At 70.8% G+C, this 24,090-nt stretch carries 21 protein-coding genes and 1 pseudogene; 2 read left to right on the top strand and 20 right to left on the bottom strand.

Features of this window, described 5'->3' with window-relative positions:
• Positions 1 to 117 precede the first annotated feature (117 nt).
• The 3 genes and pseudogenes from B056_RS44295 to B056_RS43555 form a co-directional block, all read right to left on the bottom strand.
• A pseudogene (locus tag B056_RS44295) lies at positions 118 to 321 on the bottom strand (IS5/IS1182 family transposase); the annotation flags it as partial.
• Between the two features lie 60 nt (positions 322 to 381).
• Positions 382 to 1,683 (bottom strand): HNH endonuclease signature motif containing protein, encoded by a 1,302-nt coding sequence (locus B056_RS0109835; protein WP_020572420.1) that lies wholly within the window; start codon positions 1,681 to 1,683, stop codon positions 382 to 384.
• Between the two features lie 1,786 nt (positions 1,684 to 3,469).
• Entirely contained in the window at positions 3,470 to 3,622 is a 153-nt protein-coding gene (locus tag B056_RS43555) for a hypothetical protein (protein WP_018501692.1), read from the bottom strand.
• Positions 3,623 to 4,109: 487 nt separating this feature from the next.
• On the opposite strand from B056_RS43555, the gene B056_RS0109820 reads away from it, so the two are divergent.
• Complete coding sequence (locus tag B056_RS0109820) at positions 4,110 to 5,222, top strand: glycoside hydrolase family 26 protein (protein WP_018501690.1); 1,113 nt, start codon at positions 4,110 to 4,112, stop codon at positions 5,220 to 5,222.
• 87 nt (positions 5,223 to 5,309) lie between these two features.
• On the opposite strand, the gene fdxA is transcribed toward B056_RS0109820, so the two are convergent.
• From fdxA to nifH, 17 genes are all read right to left on the bottom strand, one after another.
• Entirely contained in the window at positions 5,310 to 5,651 is a 342-nt protein-coding gene (gene fdxA, locus B056_RS0109815; protein WP_018501689.1) for a ferredoxin, read from the bottom strand.
• A gap of 94 nt (positions 5,652 to 5,745) precedes the next feature.
• Complete coding sequence (locus tag B056_RS0109810; RefSeq protein WP_018501688.1) at positions 5,746 to 6,786, bottom strand: 2-oxoacid:ferredoxin oxidoreductase subunit beta; 1,041 nt, start codon at positions 6,784 to 6,786, stop codon at positions 5,746 to 5,748.
• On the bottom strand, positions 6,783 to 8,795 hold the full coding sequence (locus tag B056_RS0109805; protein ID WP_026239519.1) for a 2-oxoacid:acceptor oxidoreductase subunit alpha: 2,013 nt from the start codon (positions 8,793 to 8,795) through the stop codon (positions 6,783 to 6,785). Before B056_RS0109805 ends, B056_RS0109810 begins: the two co-directional genes overlap by 4 nt.
• Complete coding sequence (locus B056_RS0109800) at positions 8,767 to 9,993, bottom strand: cysteine desulfurase family protein (RefSeq protein WP_018501686.1); 1,227 nt, start codon at positions 9,991 to 9,993, stop codon at positions 8,767 to 8,769. Before B056_RS0109800 ends, B056_RS0109805 begins: the two co-directional genes overlap by 29 nt.
• Entirely contained in the window at positions 9,990 to 11,000 is a 1,011-nt protein-coding gene (locus B056_RS0109795) for a HesA/MoeB/ThiF family protein (protein ID WP_018501685.1), read from the bottom strand. The genes B056_RS0109800 and B056_RS0109795 overlap by 4 nt, the downstream gene beginning before the upstream one ends.
• A 53-nt stretch (positions 11,001 to 11,053) precedes the next feature.
• The gene (locus tag B056_RS0109790; RefSeq protein ID WP_018501684.1) at positions 11,054 to 11,674 is read right to left on the bottom strand and encodes an iron-sulfur cluster assembly accessory protein; all 621 of its coding nucleotides are present in this window, start codon (positions 11,672 to 11,674) and stop codon (positions 11,054 to 11,056) included.
• Entirely contained in the window at positions 11,671 to 13,611 is a 1,941-nt protein-coding gene (gene nifB, locus B056_RS0109785) for a nitrogenase cofactor biosynthesis protein NifB (protein ID WP_018501683.1), read from the bottom strand. The genes B056_RS0109790 and nifB overlap by 4 nt, the downstream gene beginning before the upstream one ends.
• Positions 13,608 to 13,961 carry a nitrogen fixation protein NifZ gene (locus B056_RS0109780; RefSeq protein WP_018501682.1) on the bottom strand — a complete coding sequence of 118 codons (354 nt, stop codon included), beginning with the start codon at positions 13,959 to 13,961 and terminating at the stop codon, positions 13,608 to 13,610. The genes nifB and B056_RS0109780 overlap by 4 nt, the downstream gene beginning before the upstream one ends.
• Positions 13,958 to 14,338, bottom strand: coding sequence for a nitrogenase-stabilizing/protective protein NifW (nifW, locus tag B056_RS0109775; RefSeq protein WP_018501681.1), 381 nt, complete (start codon positions 14,336 to 14,338; stop codon positions 13,958 to 13,960). Before nifW ends, B056_RS0109780 begins: the two co-directional genes overlap by 4 nt.
• Positions 14,335 to 14,592 (bottom strand): CCE_0567 family metalloprotein, encoded by a 258-nt coding sequence (locus tag B056_RS0109770; RefSeq protein ID WP_018501680.1) that lies wholly within the window; start codon positions 14,590 to 14,592, stop codon positions 14,335 to 14,337. Before B056_RS0109770 ends, nifW begins: the two co-directional genes overlap by 4 nt.
• On the bottom strand, positions 14,582 to 15,049 hold the full coding sequence (locus tag B056_RS0109765) for a NifX-associated nitrogen fixation protein (RefSeq protein ID WP_018501679.1): 468 nt from the start codon (positions 15,047 to 15,049) through the stop codon (positions 14,582 to 14,584). The genes B056_RS0109770 and B056_RS0109765 overlap by 11 nt, the downstream gene beginning before the upstream one ends.
• A gap of 52 nt (positions 15,050 to 15,101) precedes the next feature.
• Positions 15,102 to 15,530, bottom strand: a complete 429-nt coding sequence (nifX, locus tag B056_RS0109760) for a nitrogen fixation protein NifX (protein WP_018501678.1) — start codon at positions 15,528 to 15,530, stop codon at positions 15,102 to 15,104.
• Entirely contained in the window at positions 15,524 to 16,984 is a 1,461-nt protein-coding gene (nifN, locus tag B056_RS0109755; RefSeq protein WP_018501677.1) for a nitrogenase iron-molybdenum cofactor biosynthesis protein NifN, read from the bottom strand. The genes nifX and nifN overlap by 7 nt, the downstream gene beginning before the upstream one ends.
• The gene (nifE, locus tag B056_RS0109750; RefSeq protein ID WP_018501676.1) at positions 16,984 to 18,357 is read right to left on the bottom strand and encodes a nitrogenase iron-molybdenum cofactor biosynthesis protein NifE; all 1,374 of its coding nucleotides are present in this window, start codon (positions 18,355 to 18,357) and stop codon (positions 16,984 to 16,986) included. Before nifE ends, nifN begins: the two co-directional genes overlap by 1 nt.
• A gap of 339 nt (positions 18,358 to 18,696) precedes the next feature.
• Entirely contained in the window at positions 18,697 to 20,253 is a 1,557-nt protein-coding gene (nifK, locus tag B056_RS0109745) for a nitrogenase molybdenum-iron protein subunit beta (RefSeq protein ID WP_026239517.1), read from the bottom strand.
• Between the two features lie 67 nt (positions 20,254 to 20,320).
• A complete protein-coding gene (gene nifD, locus B056_RS0109740; RefSeq protein ID WP_018501674.1) occupies positions 20,321 to 21,781 on the bottom strand; it encodes a nitrogenase molybdenum-iron protein alpha chain in 1,461 nt (486 codons plus the stop codon).
• 46 nt (positions 21,782 to 21,827) lie between these two features.
• Complete coding sequence (nifH, locus tag B056_RS0109735; protein WP_018501673.1) at positions 21,828 to 22,697, bottom strand: nitrogenase iron protein; 870 nt, start codon at positions 22,695 to 22,697, stop codon at positions 21,828 to 21,830.
• 843 nt (positions 22,698 to 23,540) lie between these two features.
• Here nifH and B056_RS0109730 point away from each other — a divergent pair.
• Positions 23,541 to 23,978, top strand: a complete 438-nt coding sequence (locus tag B056_RS0109730) for a hypothetical protein (protein ID WP_018501672.1) — start codon at positions 23,541 to 23,543, stop codon at positions 23,976 to 23,978.
• Positions 23,979 to 24,090 lie beyond the last annotated feature (112 nt).

The raw sequence follows: 24,090 nt of genomic DNA, 5'->3' as shown, positions 1-24,090 counted from the left end.
CGGGCGCTCACGGGCAAACAGCTCCGCCGCGTCCTCCACGGGGCTGCCGGCGGTCATCACCAGCCGATCGTCCGTCCTCCGGCTATCCCACGGCAACCGTATTTGCCGCCACAAAGATCTAAAGACGGTGCCGACCCCGGCCCTGAAGCCGGCGGCGAGCTTGGTGTAGGTGTGTCCGCAGCGCGGGTGTACCAGCATGAGCAGGGCTTGGCGGTCCACGGGCAGGCGCCGCCAGCGGGTGCCGCGTTCGCGGCGGCGGGTGTTCAGCAGGTCGGTGAGGAAGCACAGGGTGCGGGTGGACAGGGCGGTCTCGGTCGACAACCCGTCTACCAGGAGCTTCACCTCTTCCCAGACCCGGCCTCAACGCCCGCACTGCCGCGATCAGCCAGGTCGACAAAGGTCCACGGTGTTTCCCGACGATTCACCGCCGCCCGCTTTCGCCGTTCCAGCGCTTTTCTGTGGTTCGATGTATGAGTGAGGGTTGGTGACAAGCGTCGCCCCGAACGGACCCTTCCAGACAAAGATCCCTTCCTGCGGCTGGGTCACCTCCCAACGACCAGAATGTTTCATACGGTGGTGCTTGCGACACACCGGTCCGAGATTCCGGGTGAGCGTCGGCCCACCGCATCCGTGCGCGACCGTGTGATCGATGTCGGCACGTTGCGACGTACGCGCGCACCCCGGGAAGACACAGTCACGGTTTCGCGCCCGGACGTGGCGGGCCTGGGCCGCGGTCGGGAAACGCCGGTCGGCGATCTCCACCAGCGCGCCTTGAGGATCAGTGAGGATCCGCCGCCATGTCGACCCCGGCCGGGCAGCCATCTCCCGGGCCACTGCGGCGGGAATCGGACCGTATCCGACGATCTCCCCAGGCTCCTCCGCCAACCCCAGCAGGACCGTCACCGGGACCACGACCTGCACCTCGCACGGCAACGGCACCGCGTGCTCGGCACGCCCGCAGAGCAGATCGACCAAGACATCCGCGCGGATCTGATCACGGCTACGGGAATCCCCGGCAGCCCGGCACGCGGCGATCCCCTGCGCGATCAGATCAACCCGCCGGTAGCAGGCCGCCGCCTCCTCGGCCGGCAGCACCGCGGACAGGCAACTGACCCCGTCCTCCCCCGGCGACACCCACACCCGCCGTTCCTTCTTCCGCTCCTGTGCCCGTTCGGCCGCCCCGGCCGGGTCCAGCCTGTGCACGGCACGGCGGCACCCCTCGGTGAACGCCCCCCGGTTCACCCGCGCACCACCAGCCAGCACCCGCGCCTCGACCTGCGCCGCGAGCGAGTCGTCCAACGGGCGCACCGCGTTCTCCAGGGAGCGCAGTCGCTGCAGATCCAAGATGCCGGTACTCAGCGCCTCCAACGCGTGGGGCAGCCGGCTCGCCACCGTGCACGCGAACAGCAGCTGACTCGCCGCGGACTGCGGAGACACCCCCAGCACCGCCGCGACCTCCTCCGGCGCGAACTCCTCGAACAGAACCTCCCCGCCCGCTGTCGGGGGCCGCAGGCTGGCGAACTGCGCCAACAGCGTCAACAGATCCGCGTTCCCCGCCGCGATCGACCGCACGGCCGCGCCGATCCCCGCCAGCAGCGCACGCACCCGTGCTTCGAACACTCCCTCCTGATCCGACGACTCGACCGGGCTCGCACCACCCTCGTCGACCTCCGCACTCCGCATGGCTGTCACTCCGCAAACGGCTGTCGTTCCGCAAGCTTTCATGGCACAGACATCCACCTCGCGACCTTATCGAACATACATTCGATACTAGAGGTGCGCACCCCATCCCGACAAGATCGAATCCGACGAGACCACGCCGAGTTCACATTCGCCGCGATGGATTCCGCGTTTCGAGCAACAAACAGGAGGTGAAATCTACGGAATGGCTGATGTTTCCCATTGACGTGGTAGCGGCGAGACGCCCGAGGTCCCGCGGGTGCAAGCTTTGCCGAGACCGCCAGTTTGAGACGGAGGCCATAAGGAACATCCGGAGGAGGCACACCTCGCACATCCCGTTTCCACCCTCGGATAGCCGATATCTTTCCGGCCGGGCCGGGCCCGTAGTCCTCGAACGAGCAATTCGACAGGGTCACCGTGAGCGCGGTCCCATATGGCGGCGGTTCCGAGCGGGAACGGACAGTCCGGGCGGAGAAAGATATCGGGGAAAATATATTGAGCCGGGCCTCCGTCTGGCTTCCGATGTTTGTTCGTCGAGCGGCGGACGGATCAGTCGTCAGGCGATACCGCCGGCCGGCGCGGCAGTACCGGGTGCGCGGCAGTACCGGGTACGCGGCAGTACCGGGTACGGCGGTGTGCGGCACTCGTGAACGGTCTCCGCTCGGGTCAACCGCAGCGTGGCAGGACCGTCGACCGGGGATCCCGCGCCACGGATCCAGCCACGCAGGCCCGCGGGTCCGATTTGATCTGCGCTCGTCGCCTCGCGCGGCGGCGGACCGCTCGAGACCCGGTGGGCGAGCGACACGGCGGACGCAGGGGTGGGGTGCCGGGCCCTCCAGTTCCCACGGACCACCGACATCGACCGTGCTCCGAGATGCCCGCGGCCTGCGAGGGGGTCCCGGATCCACGGAACACCATGATCCACTTAGCTGTGGACGGCGGGATTCGGACGACGGGGTCCGGACGGCTGAGGTGCGCACGGCCACGACGTCGAGCAGGCGACGTGTGCGGGAGCAGCGGAACTCAGGACCACACCGTTGGTGAGCGCCCGGTGGTGGTGGCCGAGGGTGACGGATTGTTGAGTGTCAGCCAGGGTTGCTTCGTAACAAGGTTGCGAAGATGAAACCGGCGCCGACCGGCGGTAGCGCCGCTACGGCAACACGCCACCCGGAGTCCGGCAGGTCCCCGGCGCGGGCGGTGAATGTGGGGTGGGGGCTCGATGGGGGACGTACGTGCAACGGCACGAAGCAGGTAACGCGCCGCCGACAGCGGACGCGGGTCGGGACAGTTTCGACGCGCACCAGAACGTCGGCGCCCAGGAAACCACCGGCACACGCCGGAACACCGGCTCGGGCCGGAAGGCCGACCCAGACCGGAAAGCCGACCCAGGCCTGAAGATCGGCCCAGACCGGAAGGCCGGAGCAGGCCGGTCGGCCAGGCCAGGCCCGGCGGCCGCACCAGAGCGCAAGACCACGCCAGAGCGCAAGACCGCGACGGGTCAGCAGGCCGGGTCCGGCCGGTCGGCCAGGCCAGGCCCGGCGGCCACACCAGAGCGCAAGACCACGCCAGAGCGCAAGACCGCGCCAGAGCGCAAGACCGCGGCGGGTCAACAGGCCGGGTCCGGCCGGTCGGCCAGGCCAGGTCGAGCTGCCGTGCCGGGGCGGAGCGCCGGGCCCGGCCGGAACAACGACTCGGCCCCGAGCACGGGCGGAAGCAGGGCGACCGGCATGAGCCGGAGAGCCGCCGCCCCAGGCGACGTGGTGACCGACACCGTCGAGGTCATCACCGCTCAGGACATCACCACCGGGGCCACCACCGCCGAGATCGCCGGCACCACCTCCGAGACGGGCACCACCTCCGAGACGGGCACCGCCTCCGAGACGGGCACCGCCTCCGAGACGGGCACCGCCTCCGAGACGGAGACCGCGTCCGGATCAGGCACCGACCCGGTACCTTCAGGCGGAGTCGCCTACGGAGGCGGCGCGGACACGGATGGAGCCGGTGAACGTCTCGGTGAGGCCGACGATGGTCGCGGCGGCGCCGGCTTGAACGGTGCCGGGACGGGCGGGCCCGCCGGGAGTGGTGCGGACAGGGACGTGATGGCTCGGACCCGGCCATATGAGCTCCCCGCGGCGCCGCACTCGCCGATGCGGCCGGAAAAGACTCTCGCCAGCCCGGCGGTTCGGACCAGCCCGGCGACTCAAACCAGTACCGCGACTCGGGTCGACTCAGCGGCTCAGACCGGCCCCCCCGGCCTGGGCGGCGCCGTGAGCGAAGGCGGGAGCTCGGCTGGAAGCACCGGCGAGAGTCCCGTTCCGGCCGGGCCTGAGCCCGGGGCCGGGAGCCGGGGGAAGGACGGCCACCGCGGCGGTAGTCACCGCGGTGGGGCGGCCCGCCGCGGTGGGCCACGCCGACGGCGTCGCCGCTCAGTGTTCGGGGTCGCCGCCGCCGCGATGGTCATCCTGCTCGGCGCGATCGGCCTGGTGACGCTCACCGGCGGCCCGGACTCGCCGCGTTCGGCCACCGGCCCGGCGGCGAGTCAGGCCCCGGTCACGGCGGAGGAGCCCGGGGCCCAGCCCGCGCAGCCGCGGCCCGAACCGACCCCGAGCGGGCCGGCCGCGCCGGGGGTGCGGTGGCCCTCCGGGGCGAACGGGAACCCGCCGCTGGACATCCGGGCCTGGGAGACGTGGACGGGGCGGCCGACGAACGTCGCCGTCGTCTTCACCAAGCGTAACGACTGGAGCCAGATCGCCTACGACAACTGGCCGATGTCGGACTACCCGCCGGGGCTGTACAACGGGCAGCTGTCCATCGCCCAGCCGCTGTTCCCGCGCTCCGGTGACGAGCGGACCTGCGCCCGGGGTCACTATGACGCCTACTGGGCGGCGTTCGGCCAGACCCTGACGCGTAACGGCCGGCCCGACGCCATCGTCCGGCTCGGCTGGGAGTTCAACGGGAACTGGTTCTGGTGGTATCCGCGGGACACCGCGACCTGGAAGACCTGTTTCCAGCGGGCGGTGACCCAGATCCGGTCGACGGCGCCGGCGGTGCGGATCGACTTCAACGTCAGCGCGCACCGGGACCGGATGCCCAACGGGGACGACGTGTGGGCGGCCTACCCGGGCGACGAGTTCGTGAACATCGTCAGCAGCGACGCCTACGACTCCTACCCGCCGTCGCGTTCCGCGGAGACCTTCGACCAGCAGTGCGACGTCCCGTCGGGGGCGTGCACGGTGGCCGCGTTCGCGCGGGCGCACGGCAAGCAGTTCGCGGTGCCCGAGTGGGGGCTCGTCCGGGTGGACGGGAACGGCGGCGGCGACAATCCGCTGTTCGTCGAGAAGATGCACGACCTGTTCGACCGGAACCGGGACATCCTCGCCTACGAGGCGTATTTCAGCACCGCCGAGACGGACAACGTGCGTTCCTCGCTGATCGACCCGCCGCTGAACCCGCTGGCCGCGCAGCGGTACCTGGAGCTGTTCGGCGCCGGCGCCGGAGCCGGAGCCGGAGCCGGCGGCAGTGGCGGCCCCGGCGGCCAGTGACCCGGGCCGTGACCCGGGCCGGATCGAGGAGCGTGGTGACTGCTCCCCGCGCCGGCCCGGGTCACGGCGGCCCTGCCCCGCGTGGGGTCAGGCGGAGGCCTCGTACTCGGCCACGAAGGGCGTGTCGGCCTTGATCTTGCCCACGGTCTTGGCGCCACCGGGATCGCCGAGCGGCTCGTCCCGGCCGGGCAGCACCTTGGTGAAGAACTCCTTCTCGCTCTTCACGAAGGGCCGCTCGGCCTTGGGCACTTCCAGGTCGAGCATGATGGCGCCGATCGGGCAGGCGGACGCGCAGGCGCCGCACTCGGTGCACTCGTTGGGGTTGATGTAGAGCTTCCGGTCGCCCTCGTAGATGGCGTCGACCGGGCACTCGTCCAGGCATGCGGTGTCTTTGACGTCGATGCAGGGTGACGTGACGACGTAGGGCATCGGAATTCTCTTTCCTTCTTCACGGACGCCGGGCGTCCGGGGGAGGTCTCGTTACGCGGTCGGCCTCGTTACCTGGTCGGCCGGATGGACGGGCTCAGGCCCGACCGGCCGGCACCGTCCAGGAGTCCTCGCCGGTGAGCAGTTCCTGCAGGTCACCTCGGCCGCCCGCGCGGGCGGTGGTGAGGCGCTCCTGGTACTGCTTGTCGAAGCTGGGCCGCTCCACCGCGCGGTACACGCCGATCGGCGCGAGCTCGGGGTGGGTGTCGGCGATCCGGGCGAGGGCGTAGGCGTAGGTCGGGCTGGTCGAGCGCGGGTCGTGGATCACGATGCCCTTCTCCGTCGACCGGCCGAACTTCAGGTCGCCGGTCTCGGGGTCGCGCAGGATCGCCCACTGGCTGTCGGCGCCGAACAGGATCGGCTGGCCGGCCTCGAGTCGGATCGGGCCGTCGGCCGCGGTGGGCTCGGTCGCGGAGGCCGCGGCCTCGTCGCGCGGCGCGACGTTGAAGGTCGGGCAGTTCTGCCGGATCTCCACCAGCGCCGAGCCGTCGTGCGCGTGGGCGGCGGCGAGGATCTCCAGCATGTGCTTGCGGTCGGTGTCGACCGTGCGGGCGAGGAAGGTCGCCTCGGCGCCCAGGGCCAGCGCGGCCGGGTTGAACGAGTGGTCCAGCGAGCCGAACGGGCTGGACGGGGTGACCGTGCCGGGCTTCGTCGCGGGCGAGAACTGGCCCTTGGTCAGACCGTAGATCTGGTTGTTGAACATGACGATCTTGAGGTTCACGTTGCGGCGCAGCGCGTGGATCAGGTGGTTGCCACCGATCGACAGCGAGTCACCGTCACCGGTCATGACCCAGACGGACAGGTCCGGCCGGTTGATCGAGATGCCGGTCGCGATGGACGGCGCCCGCCCGTGGATCGAGTGGATGCCGTAGGTCTCCAGGTAGTACGGCAGCCGGGACGAGCACCCGATGCCGGAGACCACCACGAAGTTCTCGCGCGGGATCCCGAGGGTCGGGAGCAGGTTGCGCATCCCGTTGAGGATGGCGTGGTCACCGCACCCCGGGCACCAGCGGGCGTCCTGCCCGGTGGAGAAGTCCTTCGCCGTGAGCTGCTTGCCTACCGCGTCCGAGCTGGTCACTTGCCCGCCTCCGAATCCGATCCGAGCTCGCTGCGGCCCAGCTCGCTGATGCCGAGCGTGCTGGCGCCGCCCGCGGCCTTGATGTCCTCACTGGTGATCTCGGTGTCGCCGAGGTCGGCCCCGTGGACGAGCCGGGTGAACACCGCGGCCAGTTCGACCGCGCGGAAGGGAAGCCCGCGGGTCTGGGTGTAGCCGACGGTCTCGACCCCGCACTGCATCCGCAGCAGGCCGGAGAGCTGGCCGAGGTTCATCTCGGGGACCAGCACCGTGTCGTAGGACGACAGCACGGCCGCGAGGTTCGCCGGCAGCGGGTTGAGGTAGCGCAGGTGTGCCTGGGCGATGGCCAGCCCCTGGTCGCGGACGAGCCGGCAGGCGGCGCCGATCGGCCCGTAGGTCGAGCCCCAGCCGACCACCAGCACCCGGGCGCCGAAACCGGGCGCCCCGCTCGGGTCGTCGACCTCCAGCTTCGGCACCTTGACGCCGTCGACCTTGTTCTGGCGGGTGCGGACCATCAGGTCGTGGTTGTCCGCGTCGTGCGAGAGCTCGCCGCTGCCGTCGGCCTTCTCCAGACCACCGATGCGGTGCTCCAGCCCGGGGGTGCCGGGGATCGCCAGCGGGCGGGCGAGGGTGCGCGGGTCGCGGGCGTACGGGTGGAACGCCGGCTTGCCGTCCTTGCCCACGGCGTTGGGCGCGGTGGCGAACTCGATGCCGAGCTCGGGGAGCTCCTCGACCGCCGGGACCTTCCACGGCTCGCTGCCGTTGGCGATGTAGGAGTCGGACAGCAGGATGACCGGGGTGCGGCGCTCCAGCGCGATCTGCGCCGCCTCGAACGCCGCGTCGAAGCAGTCGGCGGGCGACTGCGCGGCGAGCACCGGCAGCGGGGCCTCGCCGTGCCGGCCGTAGAGGGCCTGCAGCAGGTCGGACTGCTCGGTCTTCGTCGGCAGACCGGTGGACGGGCCACCGCGCTGCACGTTGACGATGACCAGCGGCAGCTCCAGCGAGATCGCCAGGCCGATCGCCTCGGACTTGAGCGCCATGCCGGGGCCGGAGGTGACGGTGACGCCGAGCATGCCGGCGAACGAGCCGCCGATCGCCGCGCCGATCGCCGCGATCTCGTCCTCGGCCTGGAAGTGGCGGACGTCGTGCGAGGTGAGCTTGCTCAGCTCGTGCAGGACGTCGGTCGCCGGGGTGATCGGGTACGCGCCGAGGAACAGCGGCATCCCGGCCTGGTGCGCGGCGGCGACGAGGCCGAAGGCGATGGCCTTGTTGCCGCGCATGTGCCGGTAGGTGCCCGGGGGCAGCGCGGCGGGCTTCACCTCGTAGGAGACGGCGAACGCCTCGGTGGTGTCGCCGTAGTTCACGCCCGCCTTGAGCGCCGCCAGGTTGCCGGCGAGGATCTCCGGCGGCTTCTTGGCGAAGCGCTTCTCCAGGTAGGCGACGGTGCTGTCGGTCCCCTGGTTGAACATCCAGGAGACCAGGCCGAGGGCGAACATGTTCTTCGTCCGGGCGGCGTCCTTGCGCTTGAGGCCGAGGCCGTCGGTGGCGCCGACGGCGAGCCCGGTCAGGTCGACCGCGTGCACGATGTAGTTGCCCAGCGACCCGTCGGTCAGCGGGTCGGAGTCGTACCCGGCCTTCTCCAGCGAGCGCACGTTGAACGCGCCCGAGTCGACGATCAGGACGCCGCCGGGACGCAGGTCCTTCAGCGTCGCCTTGAGCGCCGCCGGGTTCATCGCGACGAGGACGTCGGGCTGGTCACCCGGGGTGGTGATGTCGTGGTCGGCGACGTGCAGCTGGTAGCTCGAGACGCCGCCGACGGTGCCGGCTGGCGCCCGGATCTCGGCGGGGAAGTCCGGCAGCGTGGCCACGTCGTTGCCGGCCTCCGCGGCCTGCGCGCCGAAGCGGTCGCCGGTGAGCTGCATGCCGTCGCCGGAGTCGCCGGCGAACCGGATCACGACTCCTTTGAGGCGGCGGACCCGCGATTCAGGCTGTTCGAAGAGCTCGGTTGTCATCTCGAACCTCGTCTTGGATGGGGGTGCTCTGGGAAAGGGAGCGGACGCGCAGGACAGCGCGGGCCACCAGATCCGCGGCGGCGCGGATCTCCTCCGTCGTGGTGGCGCGGCCCAGGCTGAAACGCAGGCTCTCCCGGGCCTCGGTGGCCGTGCGGCCCATGGCCAGCAGCACGTGGGACGGTTCGTCCCCGCCGCCGCTGCACGCCGAGCCGGCCGAGATCGCCACGCGCGGAGCACAGGCCTGGACCTCGTCGGCACCGGCGCCGACGAAGCGGAGATTGACGGTGTTCGGCAGCCTGGCGCGGACCGGGCCGTTGAGCTCGACGGCCCCCGGCCCGAGCCGCTTCGCCAGGAGCTCCGTCAGCAGCGCCACCAGTGCGCGCTGCCGCGTGCCGTCGTCGGCCATCGACTCGGCCGCGATGCGGGCGGCCGCGCCGAAGCCGGCGATCCCGGCGGTGTTGAGGGTGCCGGCCCGCAGGCCGCGTTCCTGACCGCCGCCGTGCACCCTGGGTGCGAGGCGCGGCCAGGCGTCCTTCGACGCGATCAGCGCGCCGACACCTTTGGGGCCGTAGAGCTTGTGCGCGGACGCGACGGCCAGGTCGACGCCCGTCCGCTCGAACTCGACCGGGATGCGGCCGAGGGCCTGGGTGACGTCGCACAGGAGCAACGCCCCGGCGGAACGCGCCGCTTCGACCAGGGGCCGCGGGTCGTTCACGGCCCCGGTCTCGTTGTTCGCGGCCATCACCGCGACCAGCGCGACGTCCGGCCCGAGCCGGCGCCGCAGGTCGTCGACGTCGATGGTGCCGTCGGGGTGGACGGCGATCCGCTCGGCGGCCGTCGCGCTGTCTGCCGACACCGCGCTGCCGGCCGACACCGCGGCGTCGGCGGCGCCGAGCACCGCGGGGTGCTCGGTGGCCCCGACGAGGATCCGGCGCCGCCCGGGTTCGGCGGTGGCGAGGACCCCGCCGATCGCCAGGTTGGCGGCCTCGGTCGCCCCGGAGGTGAACACGACCTCGCGGGGGCGGGCGCCGGCGAGCGACGCGACCTCACGCCGGGCCCGCTCGACGATCCGGGTCGCCTCCTGGCCGGGGGCGTGCTTGCTGGCCGGGTTGGCGAACCGCTCGGTGAACAGCGGGAGCATCACCTCGACCACCCGCGGGTCGACGGGTGTGGTCGCGTTGTGGTCGAGATAGATCACTGTGGCTCCCCGGGGCCGGGCCGCTGGCTGCTGCCGGACGGTCCGCCGCAGGTCGGGCAGTGCGGGTCGCGCCGGGCCCGCAGCACCTGGAAGTCCAGGTCCCAGAGGTCGAACTGGAGCAGCCTGCCGGCCGCCGGCTCACCGAACCCGGAGATGATCTTTATGGCCTCGGTCGCGGCGAGGCAGCCGACCATCCCGGACACGGCGCCGAGGACGGTGAAGCCCAGCGGCTGCCAGGACGGGTCGCCCTCGGCGAAGACGCAGCGCAGGCACGGCGACCCGGGCCGGACGACGAGCATGTTCCCCTCGGTGGCGTTCATCGCGGCGACGACCGCCGGGGTCCGGGTCGCCACGCAGACGTCGTTGAGCAGGTAGCGGTCGGGGAAGTTGTGCCGGGCGTCCACGACGACGTCCGCCTCGGCGACGAGGCGGCCCAGCTCGGGGAGCTGGGACAGCTCTCGGTCGAGCGCGACGATCTCGACTCCCGGGTGGTGCGCGCGCAGGGTCTGCTCCGCGCAGGCCACCCGGGAGCCACCGATCCACTCGGGACGCATCAGGGTCTGCCGGTTGAGGTCGGGCTCCTCCAGCGCGCCCGGGTGGACCAGGACCAGCCGGCCGACCCCGGCGGCGGCGAGATAGGTCGCCGCCGCCCCGCCGACGCCGCCGATGCCCGCGACGAGCACGGTCGCGCCGCGCAGCCGCTCCTGGGCCGCCGGGCCGAAGCCGGGCAGGCCGAGCTGCCGGTCGTACCGACCGGGCAGGCTCGCTCCCCCGCTGCGCTGCGCCGGGGGCGCGCCCTCCGGCGCGAGCGTCCCGGCGGCCGGCGCGGCCGGGGCCTGGACGGGAGCCGGTGCCAGACCCGTCGGTGCCAGCGCCGTTGCTGACACCGCGGTCTCGGACGCCCCGCGGGCATCGACCGGACCTGTCTGGTCGGCCGGGCCAGACGGGCCGGACGGGCCGGACGCCGGCGGCGAACTACGCCGGGTCGCTATCATGCTGCGCTCCATGACTGGTCCGTGGGTTCCGTCGGGGGGTCGGTGTGGTGGGCCGGGGTTCGCCGTCAGGAGACGAGGGCGACGCGGCCGATCTCGGGCAGGCTCTCCTTGATCCGCTTCTCGATCACCGCGGTGACGGTGGCCGAGGCGCTGGAGCAGCCGTTGCAGGCGCCGACGAGCCGGATGTGGACCTCGGCCGTGCCCGGCTGCCCGTTGCCCGCGAGCACGGTGACGAGCTGCACGTCGCCGCCGTCGCCCTGCAGGAACGGCCGGATCTCGGCGATGACGTCCTCGACCTGGCCGCGCAGCCGCTCGTCGGCCTCGGCGCGCTCGGGCTCCTCCGGGGTGCCGAACGAGTTGCCGCAGCCGCACGAGCTGGTCGCGTTCGGGTTGGTGAAGGTGAACCCGGAGGAGGTCAGCGACTCGACGTAGTCGATCCGCAGGCCCCGCAGGTGCCCCATCATCGACGAGTTGACGAAGACGTCGAACCCGTCGGAGTGGATGACGATGTCGTCGCTCTCCGCCCCGGGGGCCAGCGCCAGGTTGTAGGTGAGGCCGGAACAGCCGCCCGGGTTCACGCCCACGCGCAGGCCGTAGCCGGCCGTCTCCGTGCTGCCGCCGAGCAGGGTCCGCACCTGGGCGCGGGCACGCTCGGTCAGTTCGATGGTGCTCTGGACGAGGGTCATGACCGCGCTACCTCCAGGTCGGCGATGTCGGTGCTGGCGCTGTTCGTGCTGGCGCTGTTCGTGCCGGCGAGGTCGGCGCGCGCCTTCCGCGGAGCGGTCCGCTCCTCGCGGGGCTTCTCGGCGCGGGGCTTCTCGGCGCGCGGCTCGGTACGGGCGTGCTCGGCGTCGTGGCGGTGGCCGCCACCGGAGCAGGAGCCGGACTTGTCACGCCCACCCGAGCAGGAGCCGGGGCGGACGCTGACGGCGAACTCGAACGGGTCGTCGTCCATGAGGTCCGGGTCGAGCAGGTCGACGTCCACCAGCTCGGCCTGCGTCAGTTCGGCCTCGGCCATCTCGGCCTCCACCTCGTCGAGGTCGATCTCGTCGAGGTCGGCGAAACCGGTGCCGGCGGGGTCCGGGTTCGCCGGGACGGCCGCGCGGCCGGTGCCGGTGCCGGTGGCGGTGCCGGTGGCGGTGCCGGTGGCGGTGCCGGTGGCGGTGAGCCGGGCGCCGGCGGCGGCGACGGCCTTCTCGATCAGCTCGTAGACCTCGACCGGTTCGATCCCGGCGGCCTCGAGCGCGTCGTACGGCCCCGGGCCGATCTTGCTGCACAGGATGGCGGAGCAGTCGGAGAGCATCTCGATGGTCTTGTCGAGCACCGAGGCGCCGTCCCCGCACTCCGTCGGGCCCTCGCAGTAGCGCTGCACGTCACGGGTCTGGACGAGCCGGGCCCAGTTGTGGCCGGCCTCGTAGATCCAGAACTCGGTGGCGTGGCCGAAGTGCTGGTTGACCACGCCGCTGCCCTTGGTCGCGACGGCGACCAGGACGACCTCGTCGGGCCTGGTCGCCGGGCCGGCGACGGTGACCGTCTCGCGCTCGGCGCGGGTCTCCTGACGCCACCGCTCGATCTCGGCGTGGGCGGCCTGGCGGCCTTCCAGGTCGTAGGCGATCTCGCGGCCCTGGTAGGTCTCCGGGGTGAACTCGTCACCGCGGTCCTCGCCGAGCAGGCCGACGGCGTCCGCCCGGCACTGCCGGCAGTGCCGCATCATGTTCATGTCGGCGCCGTCTTCGCCCTCGCAGCGGTCCTGCAGGGCCTTGAGCTGCTGGGGCGTCGGGCCCGGCTGGCCGGCGAGTCCGAACACGGTGCCGTGCTCCGGGGCGGAGACCAGCGGCATCACGTTGTGCAGGAAGGCACCGAGCCCGCGGACGGTCTTCGAGACCTCGACGAGGTGCTCGTCGTTGACCCCCGGGATCATCACCGAGTTGACCTTGGCGAGGATCTTGCGCTCGGCCAGCATGGCGAGGCCCTCGAGCTGGCGCTCGGAGAGGATCTTCGACGCCTCCCGGCCGGTGTACTTCTTGCCCTTGTAGGCGACCCAGGGGTAGATCAGCTCGCCGATCTCGGGGTCGATCATGTTGATCGTGATCGTGACGTGGTCGACGTTCAGCGCGGCGATCCGGTCGACGTGGTCGGGCAGGGTCAGCCCGTTCGTCGACAGGCACAGCTTGATGTCCGGGCAGTCCCGGGCGACCAGTTCCAGGGTGCGGAAGGTGCGCTTCGGGTTGGCGAGCGGGTCGCCGGGGCCGGCGATGCCCAGCACGCTCATCTGCTTGATCTCGCTGGCGACCAGCTTGACCTTGGCGAGAGCGTCCTCGGGGGTGAGCAGGTCGCTGGTGACCCCGGGCCGGCTCTCGTTCGCGCAGTCGTACTTGCGGTTGCAGTAGTTGCACTGGATGTTGCAGCCGGGCGCCACCGCGACGTGCATCCGGGCGTAGTACTGGTGCGCTTCCTGGCTGTAACAGGGGTGGTTGGCGATCTTCTCGGCGATCTCCGGGTCGGTGGCCGGAGTGCCGCTGCCGCAGCTCTTCTTGGAGGCGCAGCCGCCGCCCGTGGTGGCGGGTAGCGACGCCGCCGGAGCGGCGGGCAGCACCGGAAGCATGACGGGCTCGTTGGTCACGACAGGCCCTCCTCCTCGTCGGTGGTCCCGCTGGTCACGGCGGCGCTGCTGTCAGCCGCGGAACTTGTGGCATGGGCGGTACCGCCGTCGGCGGCCCGGCTGGACGCGGAGGTCGCCCGCGCCGCGGGCTCGAGCTCACGCTCGAGCGCGCCGACCACCCGGCCGTTCTCGAACGCGACGGCGTAGACGATGTGCTCCTGCAGGTAGAGGCCGACGTTGATGACCTCGCCCCGGGTGCCGGGCTCGACCAGGATCTGGCCGGTCGCGATGTTCGGGTCCGGGAACGTCCCGTCCTGGCGCAGGGCCTTGGTGGTGGCGACGACATCGCCTACATCGAAGGTCGACTTCATCGGTCCTGGCCCTTCTCGTCGGATTGGGCGGTCGCGGGTCGCTCGACCGTGATGTCGGTGGTGGCGACGAACCCGGCGGGCTCGGGTGCACGGTCCTTCAGCACCTTGAACAGGCGGTGGTCCAGCGCGGTGGCGGTGGTGAAGGCCTCGTAGGCGCGGATGAGGGCCGCCCGGTAGTCCCGCAGCAGCACCTCGGGGGACACCTCGGCGTCGGCCCCCTCGTGCAGGCCGGCGATCTCCTCGGCGAAGTAACGCAGGATGTGCAGTCGGTTGACGGCCACCACGCGCGGGTCGTAGTCGACGTCGAGCAGCTCGAAGTACTGCTCGGCGGTCGAGCAGCGGCGGAACTCCTCGAGCTGGCTGGTGAGGGCGCTCATGCTCCCGCTCCCTTCCCGGCGCCGCCGGCCGCGCCGGCACGCAGCTCGTTCTCCAGCAGCGCGATCTCGGCGTAGGCGTCGTAGGTACGGCGGGCGAGGTCGAGGATGTTCTCCCAGCCGAGCGGCAGTTCCTCGGAGAGATCGTGCAGATCGAGCTTGAGCTGCGAGGCCTTGCTGTTCATCTTGCGCAGCCGGGCCTTGACGGCGGCCTCGTCGGTACCGGCGGCGGTGCTGGCGCTGGTCTCAGGAGTCATCGCGAGCGACCTCCCCCCACTGCTCCACGAGCTTGGCGGCGACGGTCACCATGGCCTCACCACGGGCGGCGAGGTCCTCGAGCGAGTTGAAGCCGAAGCGCTGGACGTCGCGCAGGATGTCGGAGAGCACCACCAGCCGCCCGCCGAAGACGATCACCCGGCCGAAGCCCTCGTGGTTCAGGTCGAGCACGGTGGTGGCGATGACCCCGGTCGCCTTCTCCACCGAGGCGGCGACGGCCTGGTAGAAGGAGCGCACCCGCCCCTCGATGACGGCGTCGATGTCGCAGTTGGAGGCGATCTGCCGCCGCTGCTCGCGGGTCAGGATGAACGGGCCGAGCAGCTGCTCGTCGGGCAGCCGGTCGAGGTTGCCGTAGGTGTCACCGGCGCGGAGCTGGTCGACGAGGTCCCGCAGGAACCCCTCGAACTGGCCGCCTGCGCTGGGGGCCGGTGTGGTCATGCCGTTCCTCCCATGGTCATCGGGGTCGACTGGGTATCGGGGTCAGCGGGGCCTAGTCCGTCGCGGCGGGGGCCGGCGACGAGGAGGCCGGGGTCCAGGCGGGGGCCGCCTGCGGGCTGTGCGCCTTGAGGACCTTGCGCAGCCAGGGCGGCGGGCTGCCCGCGAGCACCGCGACGAACTTGGTGAGCAGGGCGTCGATCTCGGTGCCCTTGGCGACCTTCATCGGATGGATGCGGGCCTTGACGACCTTCGCCGCCGCGGTGCCACCGATGTCGCAGACGTTGAGGATGGCGCAGTCGACGACCGCGGCCAGCCGCGAGGCGATCTTGTCCTCCTCGTCCTCCTCCGCGGGCCCCAGCTCCCTGGTCTCGAACAGGCGGTAGCCCTCGGGCCCGACCTCGTACACGTCGAACCGGCGGCACCAGCCGAAGTGCTGGTCCACGGCACTGCCGTCACTCGTCGCGAAACCGATCTTCAACATGGGGACTCCTGGCAAAGAACGTCGAGCTGGTCGAACGGCGCGAGTGGGGGCTGGGCGGCGTCTTCGGGCCGCGCGCGGTGATCCAGATGGAGGTCGGAGCGGTGATCCGAGTGGTGGTGCTGGTGGTCGAGCAGCCGGTTGGCCGCGTCGACGAGCAGGCGCAGGCTGCCGCCGTATCCGCCGGTGGTGCGCAGGGCGGAGCCGAGCCGGTCGTAGATCGGGAACCCGACCGACAGGTGGGCGGCACCGATGCGGTCGGCGACGGTGCGCACGTGGCTCGATCCGATGAGCAGCTCCGCGCCGCCTTCGAGGGCGCGTTCCTCCAGCTCGGTGAGGTCACCGATGACGATCTCGTCCCAGGGGGCGGTGGCGAGCACGGGCGCGGCCGTCGGCGACACCGCCGCGACGATCTCCGCGCCGACGTCGCGCAGCAGGGAGCCGACGGCGACCAGCGCCTCGGGCTCCATCGCGAGCGCGATCCGGGCCCCCCCGAGGACGAAGTGGGTGTCGAGCAGACCGTCCGCCAGCCGGGCGCGGGCGCGGCGCACCTCGGGTGCCGGCCCGCGTCCCGAGTAGGCCATCAGTTCGGTGACCAGCCGGTCCATCGCGGCGAGACCGCTGAGGTGGTCGTGCTGGACGAGGTCGGCGGCGGTGCGCGCGGCCAGGTCGACCCCGGCCTCCGCGGCGGTCGCGCCGGCGGTGATGATCAGGCCGGCCTCGTCGAGGCGGCGCAGCTGCGCGAGCCCGGTGCCACCGGTCGTCGTCGGCTGCCAGGACGGGGCCAGGTGCCCGTCGAGGGAGCCGGAGAGGTCCGGGACCAGCACCGGCGCCATCCCGAAGGAGCGGATCAGCGCGCAGAGCTCGTCGAGGTCGGCCGCCGACAGCGACGGTCCGACGAGCACGGCTACCGTCTCGGGCGCGGAGCCGGCGCCGCGCGTACCCGGATACTCGTCGAAGTCGGCGTGGTCGAAGGGGACGGTGGCGACCAGTGAGCGCAGCGCGGCCGACCAGCCGTCCGACAGCCCGCCGGCGAAGTCCGGCGTGGACACCCGGACGATCAGCGGCGCGCCCTCGGGCGTGGTGTGGTTCATCATCGCGATGTACTGGCGCACCTGGCCGGCGACGTCCTCGCCGCTGACCTCGGTGACGCCGGTGGTGAGCAGCCCGATGATCCGCGGGTTCTGCCTGGCGCGGATGCCGTCCAGGTTCGCGATGAGGTCGTCGCCGCTGCCGAGCACCGCGGACACCTCGGTGACGCCGGTGGTCTGCAGCGGGACGGGCTCGTTGAAGTGCCGGGTCAGCAGCGCCTTGGCGAACGAGGCACAGCCCTTCGACCCGTGCATGACGGGCATCGCCGCGGCGAGGCCGAGGAAGACCAGCGCCCCGCCGAGCGGCTGGCTGAACCGCAGCGGGTCCAGGCCGGGCCGGCGGTCACTCGTGACGACCCGGGCCATCAGGCCACCCCCTCGACGTCCCAGGGCGCGGGGGCGCGGACCTGCTCCCACACCGGGTTCGACAGCGCCATGTCGAGGCGGCGGGCCAGCTCGACCGCGCCGCGGTAACCGGCGTAGGGGATGTGCCGCTCCTGGTTGATGTCGAGGAACGGCAGCCGGCCCTTGAGCGCCGTGTACTGGTTGCGGCCGCCGGCGACGAGGATGTCCGCGCGGGTCTCCTCGGCGATGCGCAGCAGCTCGCGCGGGCTGCCCTCGGAGACGATTTTCGCGTCCGGGCCGAGCAGTTCGCGGATCTTCTCGACGTCGCCGTCGGAGCTCTTGGTGATGCCGTTCGCGACGACCTCGATGCCGAGGTCCTGCAGCGCGGAGACGATCGACCAGCTCTTGACCCCGCCGGTGTAGAGCACCGCGCGCTTGCCGGCGAGCCGCTCGCGGTAGGGCTCCAGCGCCAGGTCGACGGCGGTCTGCTCGAGGGCGATGACCTCCTCGGCGCGCCGGGCCAGCTCCGCGCCGCCGAGCAGGCGGGCGAACTCGCGCAGCGTGTCGTTCATCGCCCGGACGCCGTAGAAGCTGCCCTCGAACCAGGGGATGCCGTAGCGCTCCTCCAGGCCGCGGGCCAGCCCCAACAGCGCCCGCGAACAGACGACCATCGTCGCGCGGGCCCGGTGCGCGGCGGCGACGTCGGCGTAGCGCGCGTCACCGCTGATGCAGGCCCGGACCCGGATGCCCATCTTGGCCAGCACCGGCAGGACGTCCCACAGCTCGCCGGCGATGTTGTACTCGCCGACCAGGTTCACGTCGAGCTCGGTCACGTCGGACGGCTCGACCGTCCCGATGACGTGCTCGAGCAGCGCCTCGCCGGCGAGCCGGTTGCCGAGGTTCTTGTTGCCGGCGAAGCCAGGCGCGTGCACCGGGATGACCGGTACGCCGGTGTGCTCGGCGGCCGCCGCGCAGACGGCGTCGATGTCGTCGCCGATCATCGCGGTGACGCAGGTCGAGTAGACGAAGACCGCCGGCGGGTGGTGCCGGCGGACGGCTTCGAGGATGGTGTCGAACAGGCGCTGCTCGCCGCCGAAGATGACGTCCTGCTCACCGACGTCGCTGGTGAAGCCGCGGCGGTAGAGGTCGGGGCCGGAGGAGAGGCTCCCCCGCCCGTCCCAGGAGTTTCCGGCGCAGGCGATCGGGCCGTGCACGACGTGGGCGCTGTCGACAATCGGAACCAGGGTGATCATCGCACCGTCGAAGGTGCAGCCGCCGCTGGTGCCGCCGGGCGCGGGCTTGGGGCAGCCGGCCTTGCGCTCCTTGGCGGATTTCTCGCGGTTGTGATCACAGGCCGGTTCGGTGAATAGCGTTGCACGGTCAGTGGCGGCCATGGCGATCTCTCGGCTTAGGGAGGGTCGTCCCTCGGTGAGCTGGGTGAGCGGGCCGTTCGATGGACCAGCAGTTCTTCTGAACCGGTGATGGTGCTGGGGGTGCCGGGTAGCGGTGGTGCGGGCGGATGGTGCTGGCGGGATGGTGGCCGGCCGGCTGGGGCGCCGGCCCCGGCAGTGGCGGGGCACCGGCCTCCGCGGCGCGGGGGGCGCGGTCCCAGCGCGCGGGCGGGGGCCCCGGCGGAGCGGGGGCGCGGGGCCGCCAGCCGGCCGACCACTGGGAAGGCCGTGCGCGCCGCCCGGGGGACACCGGACGCTCAGGAGGCGTCCCCCGGACGGGGCCTAGCGCACGGCGTCGTAGCTATGGTCCGGGCTGGTCCGGTCAAGCTCGTCCAGCACGGTGTTCACGAGCTGCGTGAGCAGGTGCAGCCCGCCGGTGTAGCCGACGATCGGGAAGCGGTGCAGGTGGTGCCGGTCGAAGATCGGGAAACCGACCCGCACCAGCGGAACGTTCGCCTCCCGGGCGATGTACTTCAGGTAGGTGCTACCGATCAGCAGGTCGACCGGCTCGGTGAAGACCAGCGACCGCAGGTGCCACAGGTCCTTCTCCGGCCAGACGGTCGCCGCCTCGCCGAACTTGCTCGCCGAGAGGACCTTCTCCATGCGGGGCTTGAAGTCCTTGTCGGCGTTCGTGCTGACCACGTGCACCGGGATCATGCCGAGCTCGAGCACGAAGCGGGTGAGCGCCACGACGAGGTCCGGGTCACCGGCGATGGCGACCCGCTTGCCGTGGAGGTAGGCGTGCGAGTCCGTCAGGGCGTCGACGAGACGACCGCGCTCGACGGTGAGCTCGGCCGGGATCTCGACACCGGCGAGCCGGGCGATCTCGGTCAGGAACTGGTCGGTGCCGCGGACCCCGATCGGGGTCTCCAGCACCAGCGTGTCCTGCTTCCACACGTCGCGGATCAGCTCGGTGGTCTTGCGGGTGGCGGACTCCTGCAGGAGCACGGTGGCGCGGCTGAACTTCGCCTTCGCCGCCTCGGCCAGCGGCGTGCCGCCGGGGTAGAGGTCGTACTCCCCGTCGGCCGGCGAGTCGAGCGAGTCGGCGTGGTCGCCGAGGATCAGCGGGTCCACGCCCATGAGCTCGAGCACGCGCCGGTACTCGCGCAGGTTGCCGGTGTAGGTCTCGAAACCGGGGATGATGTTCAGCCGGGGCTTCCCACCGGCCGCCGGCTCCGTCGCGTCCGCCGACTTCGTCAGGTTCTCAAGGATTCCCTTGAGCATGCTGTCGTACCCGGTGATGTGCGAGCCCACGAAGCTCGGGGTGTGGGCGTAGGGAACCGGGTAGTCGAGGGCGACCACCTCCTTCTCCTTGGCCGCGCCGATGTAGGCGAAGAGGTCCTCACCGATGACCTCGGCCATGCAGGTGGTGCTGATCGCGACCATCTTCGGCTTGTACAGCGCGGTCGTGTTCTCCAGCGCCTCGACCAGGTTGTTCAGGCCGCCGAAGACCGCCGCGTCCTCGGTCATCGACGTGGATGCCGCGGGGACGGGCTCCTTGAAGTGCCGAGCGAAGTGGCTGCGGAAGTACGCGACGCAGCCCTGCGAACCGTGCACGAGCGGCAGCGTGCCCTGGAACCCGAGGCCCGCGAGCACCGCGCCGAGCGGCTGGCAGGCCTTCGCCGGGTTGACGGTCAGCGCCTCCCGGGCGAAGTTCTTCTCCCGGTACTCCCAGCCGCGGGTCCACTCGAGGACGCGGGCAACCTCGGCGGAGTCACTGCCGTTCTCGAACTCGGCCTTGCCCTCGAACTGCTTCTGGTAGACCTCGTCCTTGAACAGCTCGCTGTGGTCGAGGACCCGCAACGGAATGGAACTGCCTGTCTCGGGAGTCGTCGTCACCGGACATCCTCCTTTCTACCGTGACTGATGGCCGCCGGCGATCGCCGGCGGGGACCGGAGACTCCGGTCAGAAAACCTCGCCGGCCTTCGACCAGGGGGTCTCCATGAGGTCCCAGGTCGGGCTGTTGATGGCGATGTCCATGTCGCGGGCGAAGACCGCGAAGCCGTCGACGCCGTGGTACGGCCCGGAGTAGTCCCAGGAGTGCATCTGGCGGAAGGGGATGCCCATCTTGTGGAAGACGTACTTCTCCTTGACACCCGCACCCATGAGGTCCGGCTTGAGCCGCTTGGCGAACTCCTCCAGCTCGAACGCCGTCGGGTCGTCGTAGAGCACGACGCCTTCCTTGAGTTCGGCGTACGTGCGGGTGTAGTCGTCCTTGTGCGCGAACTCGTAACCGGTGCCGACGACCTCCATGCCGAGGTCCTCGTAGGCGCCGATGGTGTGGCGGGGGCGCAGACCGCCGACGGCGAGCATGACGCGCTTGCCGTCGAGACGCGGCTTGAACGCGGCCGTGATCTCGTCGAAGCGCTTCTGGTAACGCGCGATCGCGGCCTCGGTCTTCGCCTGGATCGTCTCGTCGAACTTGGCGGCGATGGCCCGCATCGAGTTAACGATCTTCGTGGGGCCGAAGAAGTTGAACTCGATCCACGGAGTGCCGTAACGCTCCTCCATGGTGGTGCAGATGTAGTTCATGGAGCGGTAGCAGTGGATCAGGTTCAGCTTCGACAGGTGCGTCGAGGCCATCTCGTTCAGCGTGCCGTCACCGGACCACTGGGCGATGACGCGCAGGCCCATGTCCTCGAGGATCCGCCGGGACGCCCAGGCGTCGCCGCCGATGTTGTAGTCGCCGATGAGCGCGACGTCGTACGGGGTCTCCTGGAACGACTCGCCGCCGGTGCCGAGAACGTGGTCGCGGACCGCGTCGTTGGCGATGTGGTGGCCGAGGGACTGGCTCACCCCGCGGAAGCCCTCACAACGGACCGGGATGACCGGCTTGCCGAGCTTCTTCGACGCCGTGCGGGAGACCGCCTCGATGTCGTCGCCGATCAGACCGATCGGGCACTCGGACTGGACCGAGATGCCCTTGGCCAGCGGGAAGAGCTCGTTGATCTCGTCGCAGACCTGCTCCAGCTTGGGGTCACCGCCGAAGACGATGTCCTTCTCCTGGAAGTCCGTGGTGATCTGCATCGCGGTGAAGTTGGTGACACCCCACGGACCGCGGGCGTAGTTGCGCCGGGTGGCCCAGGAGTACTGGCCGCAGCCGACCGGGCCGTGGCTGATCGTGACCAGGTCCTTCACCGGGCCCCACACCACGCCCTTGGAACCGGCGTAGGCACAGCCACGGATCGTCATGACTCCGGGGCGGGACTTGATGTTGGACTTGACCTCGCACTCCTTCGACCCCTCGGGGTCGTTGGACTTGAGGTGCTTGGCGCGGAACTTGGCCGCCTTCTGGGGGTACTGCTCCAGGACCTCGGCGATCATCGCCTCGGTCTCGGCCCGCTGCGGAGCCGGAGTCGTCGTCATGATCGGGACCTCATCCTCGACAGTGTCAGAGCAGGTGGCCGGAGCCTCAGGCGACGGTCGCGTCGGCCTTCTTGCCGATGATCGTCTCGTCTTCCTGCTCCATGATCCCGAACTCGATCAGGAGCTCCTCGAGCTCGTCCATGGTGATCGGGGTCGGGATGGTCTTCATCTCGTTCTCGTCGATCTTCTTGGCCAGCGCGCGGTACTCGTTGGCCTGGCTGTTCTGGGGGTCGTACTCGATGACCGTCATCCGGCGCAGCTCGGCGTGCTGCACGACGTTGTTACGCGGGATGAAGTGGATCATCTGGGTGTTGAGGCGACGGGCGAGCTCCATGATCAGCTCGTCCTCGCGGTCGGTGTTACGGCTGTTGCAGATGAGCCCACCGAGGCGCACACCACCGGAGTGCGCGTACTTGAGGACACCGCGGGCGATGTTGTTCGCGGCGTACATCGCCATCATCTCGCCGGAGGTCACGATGTAGATCTCCTGGGCCTTGCCCTGGCGGATCGGCATCGCGAAGCCACCGCAGACCACGTCACCGAGGACGTCGTAGGTGACGAAGTCCAGGTTCTCGTAGGCGCCGGCCTCCTCCAGGTACGTGATGGAGGTGATGACGCCACGGCCGGCGCAGCCCACGCCCGGCTCCGGGCCACCGGACTCGACGCACTTGATGCCCCACTGGCCCTCGACCAGGACCTCGTCCAGCTCCAGGTCCTCGACCGAGCCCTTCTCCGCCGCGAGCTGGATGACGGAGGTCTGGGCCTTGGCGTGCAGGATGAGGCGGGTCGAGTCAGCCTTGGGGTCGCAGCCGACGATCATGACGCGACGGCCCATCTCGGCCATGGCAGCCATGGTGTTCTGCTGGGTGGTGGACTTGCCAATACCACCCTTGCCGTAGAACGCGATCTGGCGCATTGCATTCTCCTCCTGGAGCTGCGTACGCCTGCACGGTTTCGCGCAGTGCGTCCCGCGGGTCGGAAATCGGTTGCGGTCGTGGCCCCGCGAACCGCTGGGCGCTGGTAGCTCGCCCTCCCGGCTTGCCGCGATATGTAGAAACCGTAGGAGGGATTCATTTCGGGCGCATGTACGTCGGTAACCGCTCCGTTAACAAGAAATCGACCCCACGGGGGGCTACCTCACCACCCAGGAAAGCCTGAAAGAAAATTCCGAGGATAAGTTTTTGGTGGGATTCCCGGGCCGCCCCGCGACCTGCACGTGCGGCGGCACGGGCCGCGGCGGAAGGCGCGGCACAGGCCCACCGGGGGCACCCCCACCCGACGGCCGATCCGGTTTCAGCCGGATCAGCGGGCCGTTAATCAGGAGTGTCCTCCCTGGTGACCGCCCCCGATACACCGACTTCGGCGTGACGTACAACACCGAAACCCGGACCCTGAGTACTCGGTCACCCCCGCATCTGCGCCCGACGAGGCCGCGCGTATCCGCGTTTGCGGAACTCTATCAGCAGATTCCGCCGTGTTCGCGGTGGACTATCGTCCTAATTGCGGGTAACGGGGGTCGCGGACCCCTCCCGAGCACCCTCGGCAGGGCTCCCCCGGAAGCGGGCCGGCCAGGCCTTTACGTTTTCGAAACCACCCGGGCCGCTCCTGTCTGGACCAGGTCCGGAAGGTCGGATAGCGTTGCCTCGCGCACACGGGATAAAAGCACCGGTCAACACCCGGCAGACAGCACCCGGCAAACAGCACCCAGCAAACAGCTCGGTCCCATCAGCAGCGGTACCGAAAGCCAGGACGGTAGGAAGTGACGGAAGCTCAGGCCGTCGACGCCTGGACCGGCTCGCCCATCACATGGGAAGAACTGCGCACCGCGGTCGTCGGCAACAACGGTGTCTATCGGATCGACATGGCAGTCCTGCGCGAGATCGGCGGCTACGGCCGGCTCGGCACCAATGTACGGCAGATCCTCAGCCGGAAACTCGCCGGAGTCGGCCTCGGCCACCTCCCCGCCGAGCTGCCGTCCTACCAGGACAAGCAGGTCCTCCTGTACCAGTACGGGACCCCGGCGGCGGAGATCGTCGACGCGCTCAGCGAGGGCGCGACCGACGGCGCGGAGTCCGCGCTGCTCCGGCTGAACTCCTCGCAGGACCTGGCCAAGGTGCGGGACGCCTCGATCAAGGCGGTCGAGCTCCTGTCGATCCTCAGCGAGCGGTGCAAGGACTGCCAGGGTCCGTTGCACTGACGCCGGCCACCCGTGGCAGGGCGGGACAGGGCACCCGGGCACCCCCGGAGAGCCGCTCCCGGTCCCTCGGCCAGCATCAGAAGGTCACGACCCGAGCGTGACGTCCGCCGGA

The organism is Parafrankia discariae (genome assembly GCF_000373365.1).
Classification (GTDB): Bacteria; Actinomycetota; Actinomycetes; order Frankiales; family Frankiaceae; genus Parafrankia; species Parafrankia discariae.
Note: the sequence above shows the minus strand (reverse complement) of the source record. Positions and strands in the feature narration are given on the sequence as shown.

What these genes read in the sequence shown, in the direction of transcription:
- B056_RS0109835 (WP_020572420.1), bottom strand. Translation starts at nt 1,683, where the DNA reads ATGCGGAGTGCGGAGGTCGACGAGGGTGGTGCGAGCCCGGTCGAGTCG.
- fdxA (WP_018501689.1), bottom strand. Translation starts at nt 5,651, where the DNA reads ATGCCCTACGTCGTCACGTCACCCTGCATCGACGTCAAAGACACCGCA.
- B056_RS0109805 (WP_026239519.1), bottom strand. Translation starts at nt 8,795, where the DNA reads ATGACAACCGAGCTCTTCGAACAGCCTGAATCGCGGGTCCGCCGCCTC.
- B056_RS0109795 (WP_018501685.1), bottom strand. Translation starts at nt 11,000, where the DNA reads ATGGAGCGCAGCATGATAGCGACCCGGCGTAGTTCGCCGCCGGCGTCC.
- B056_RS0109790 (WP_018501684.1), bottom strand. Translation starts at nt 11,674, where the DNA reads ATGACCCTCGTCCAGAGCACCATCGAACTGACCGAGCGTGCCCGCGCC.
- B056_RS0109780 (WP_018501682.1), bottom strand. Translation starts at nt 13,961, where the DNA reads ATGAAGTCGACCTTCGATGTAGGCGATGTCGTCGCCACCACCAAGGCC.
- nifW (WP_018501681.1), bottom strand. Translation starts at nt 14,338, where the DNA reads ATGAGCGCCCTCACCAGCCAGCTCGAGGAGTTCCGCCGCTGCTCGACC.
- B056_RS0109770 (WP_018501680.1), bottom strand. Translation starts at nt 14,592, where the DNA reads ATGACTCCTGAGACCAGCGCCAGCACCGCCGCCGGTACCGACGAGGCC.
- B056_RS0109765 (WP_018501679.1), bottom strand. Translation starts at nt 15,049, where the DNA reads ATGACCACACCGGCCCCCAGCGCAGGCGGCCAGTTCGAGGGGTTCCTG.
- nifX (WP_018501678.1), bottom strand. Translation starts at nt 15,530, where the DNA reads ATGTTGAAGATCGGTTTCGCGACGAGTGACGGCAGTGCCGTGGACCAG.
- nifN (WP_018501677.1), bottom strand. Translation starts at nt 16,984, where the DNA reads ATGGCCCGGGTCGTCACGAGTGACCGCCGGCCCGGCCTGGACCCGCTG.
- nifE (WP_018501676.1), bottom strand. Translation starts at nt 18,357, where the DNA reads ATGGCCGCCACTGACCGTGCAACGCTATTCACCGAACCGGCCTGTGAT.
- nifD (WP_018501674.1), bottom strand. Translation starts at nt 21,781, where the DNA reads ATGACGACGACTCCGGCTCCGCAGCGGGCCGAGACCGAGGCGATGATC.
- nifH (WP_018501673.1), bottom strand. Translation starts at nt 22,697, where the DNA reads ATGCGCCAGATCGCGTTCTACGGCAAGGGTGGTATTGGCAAGTCCACC.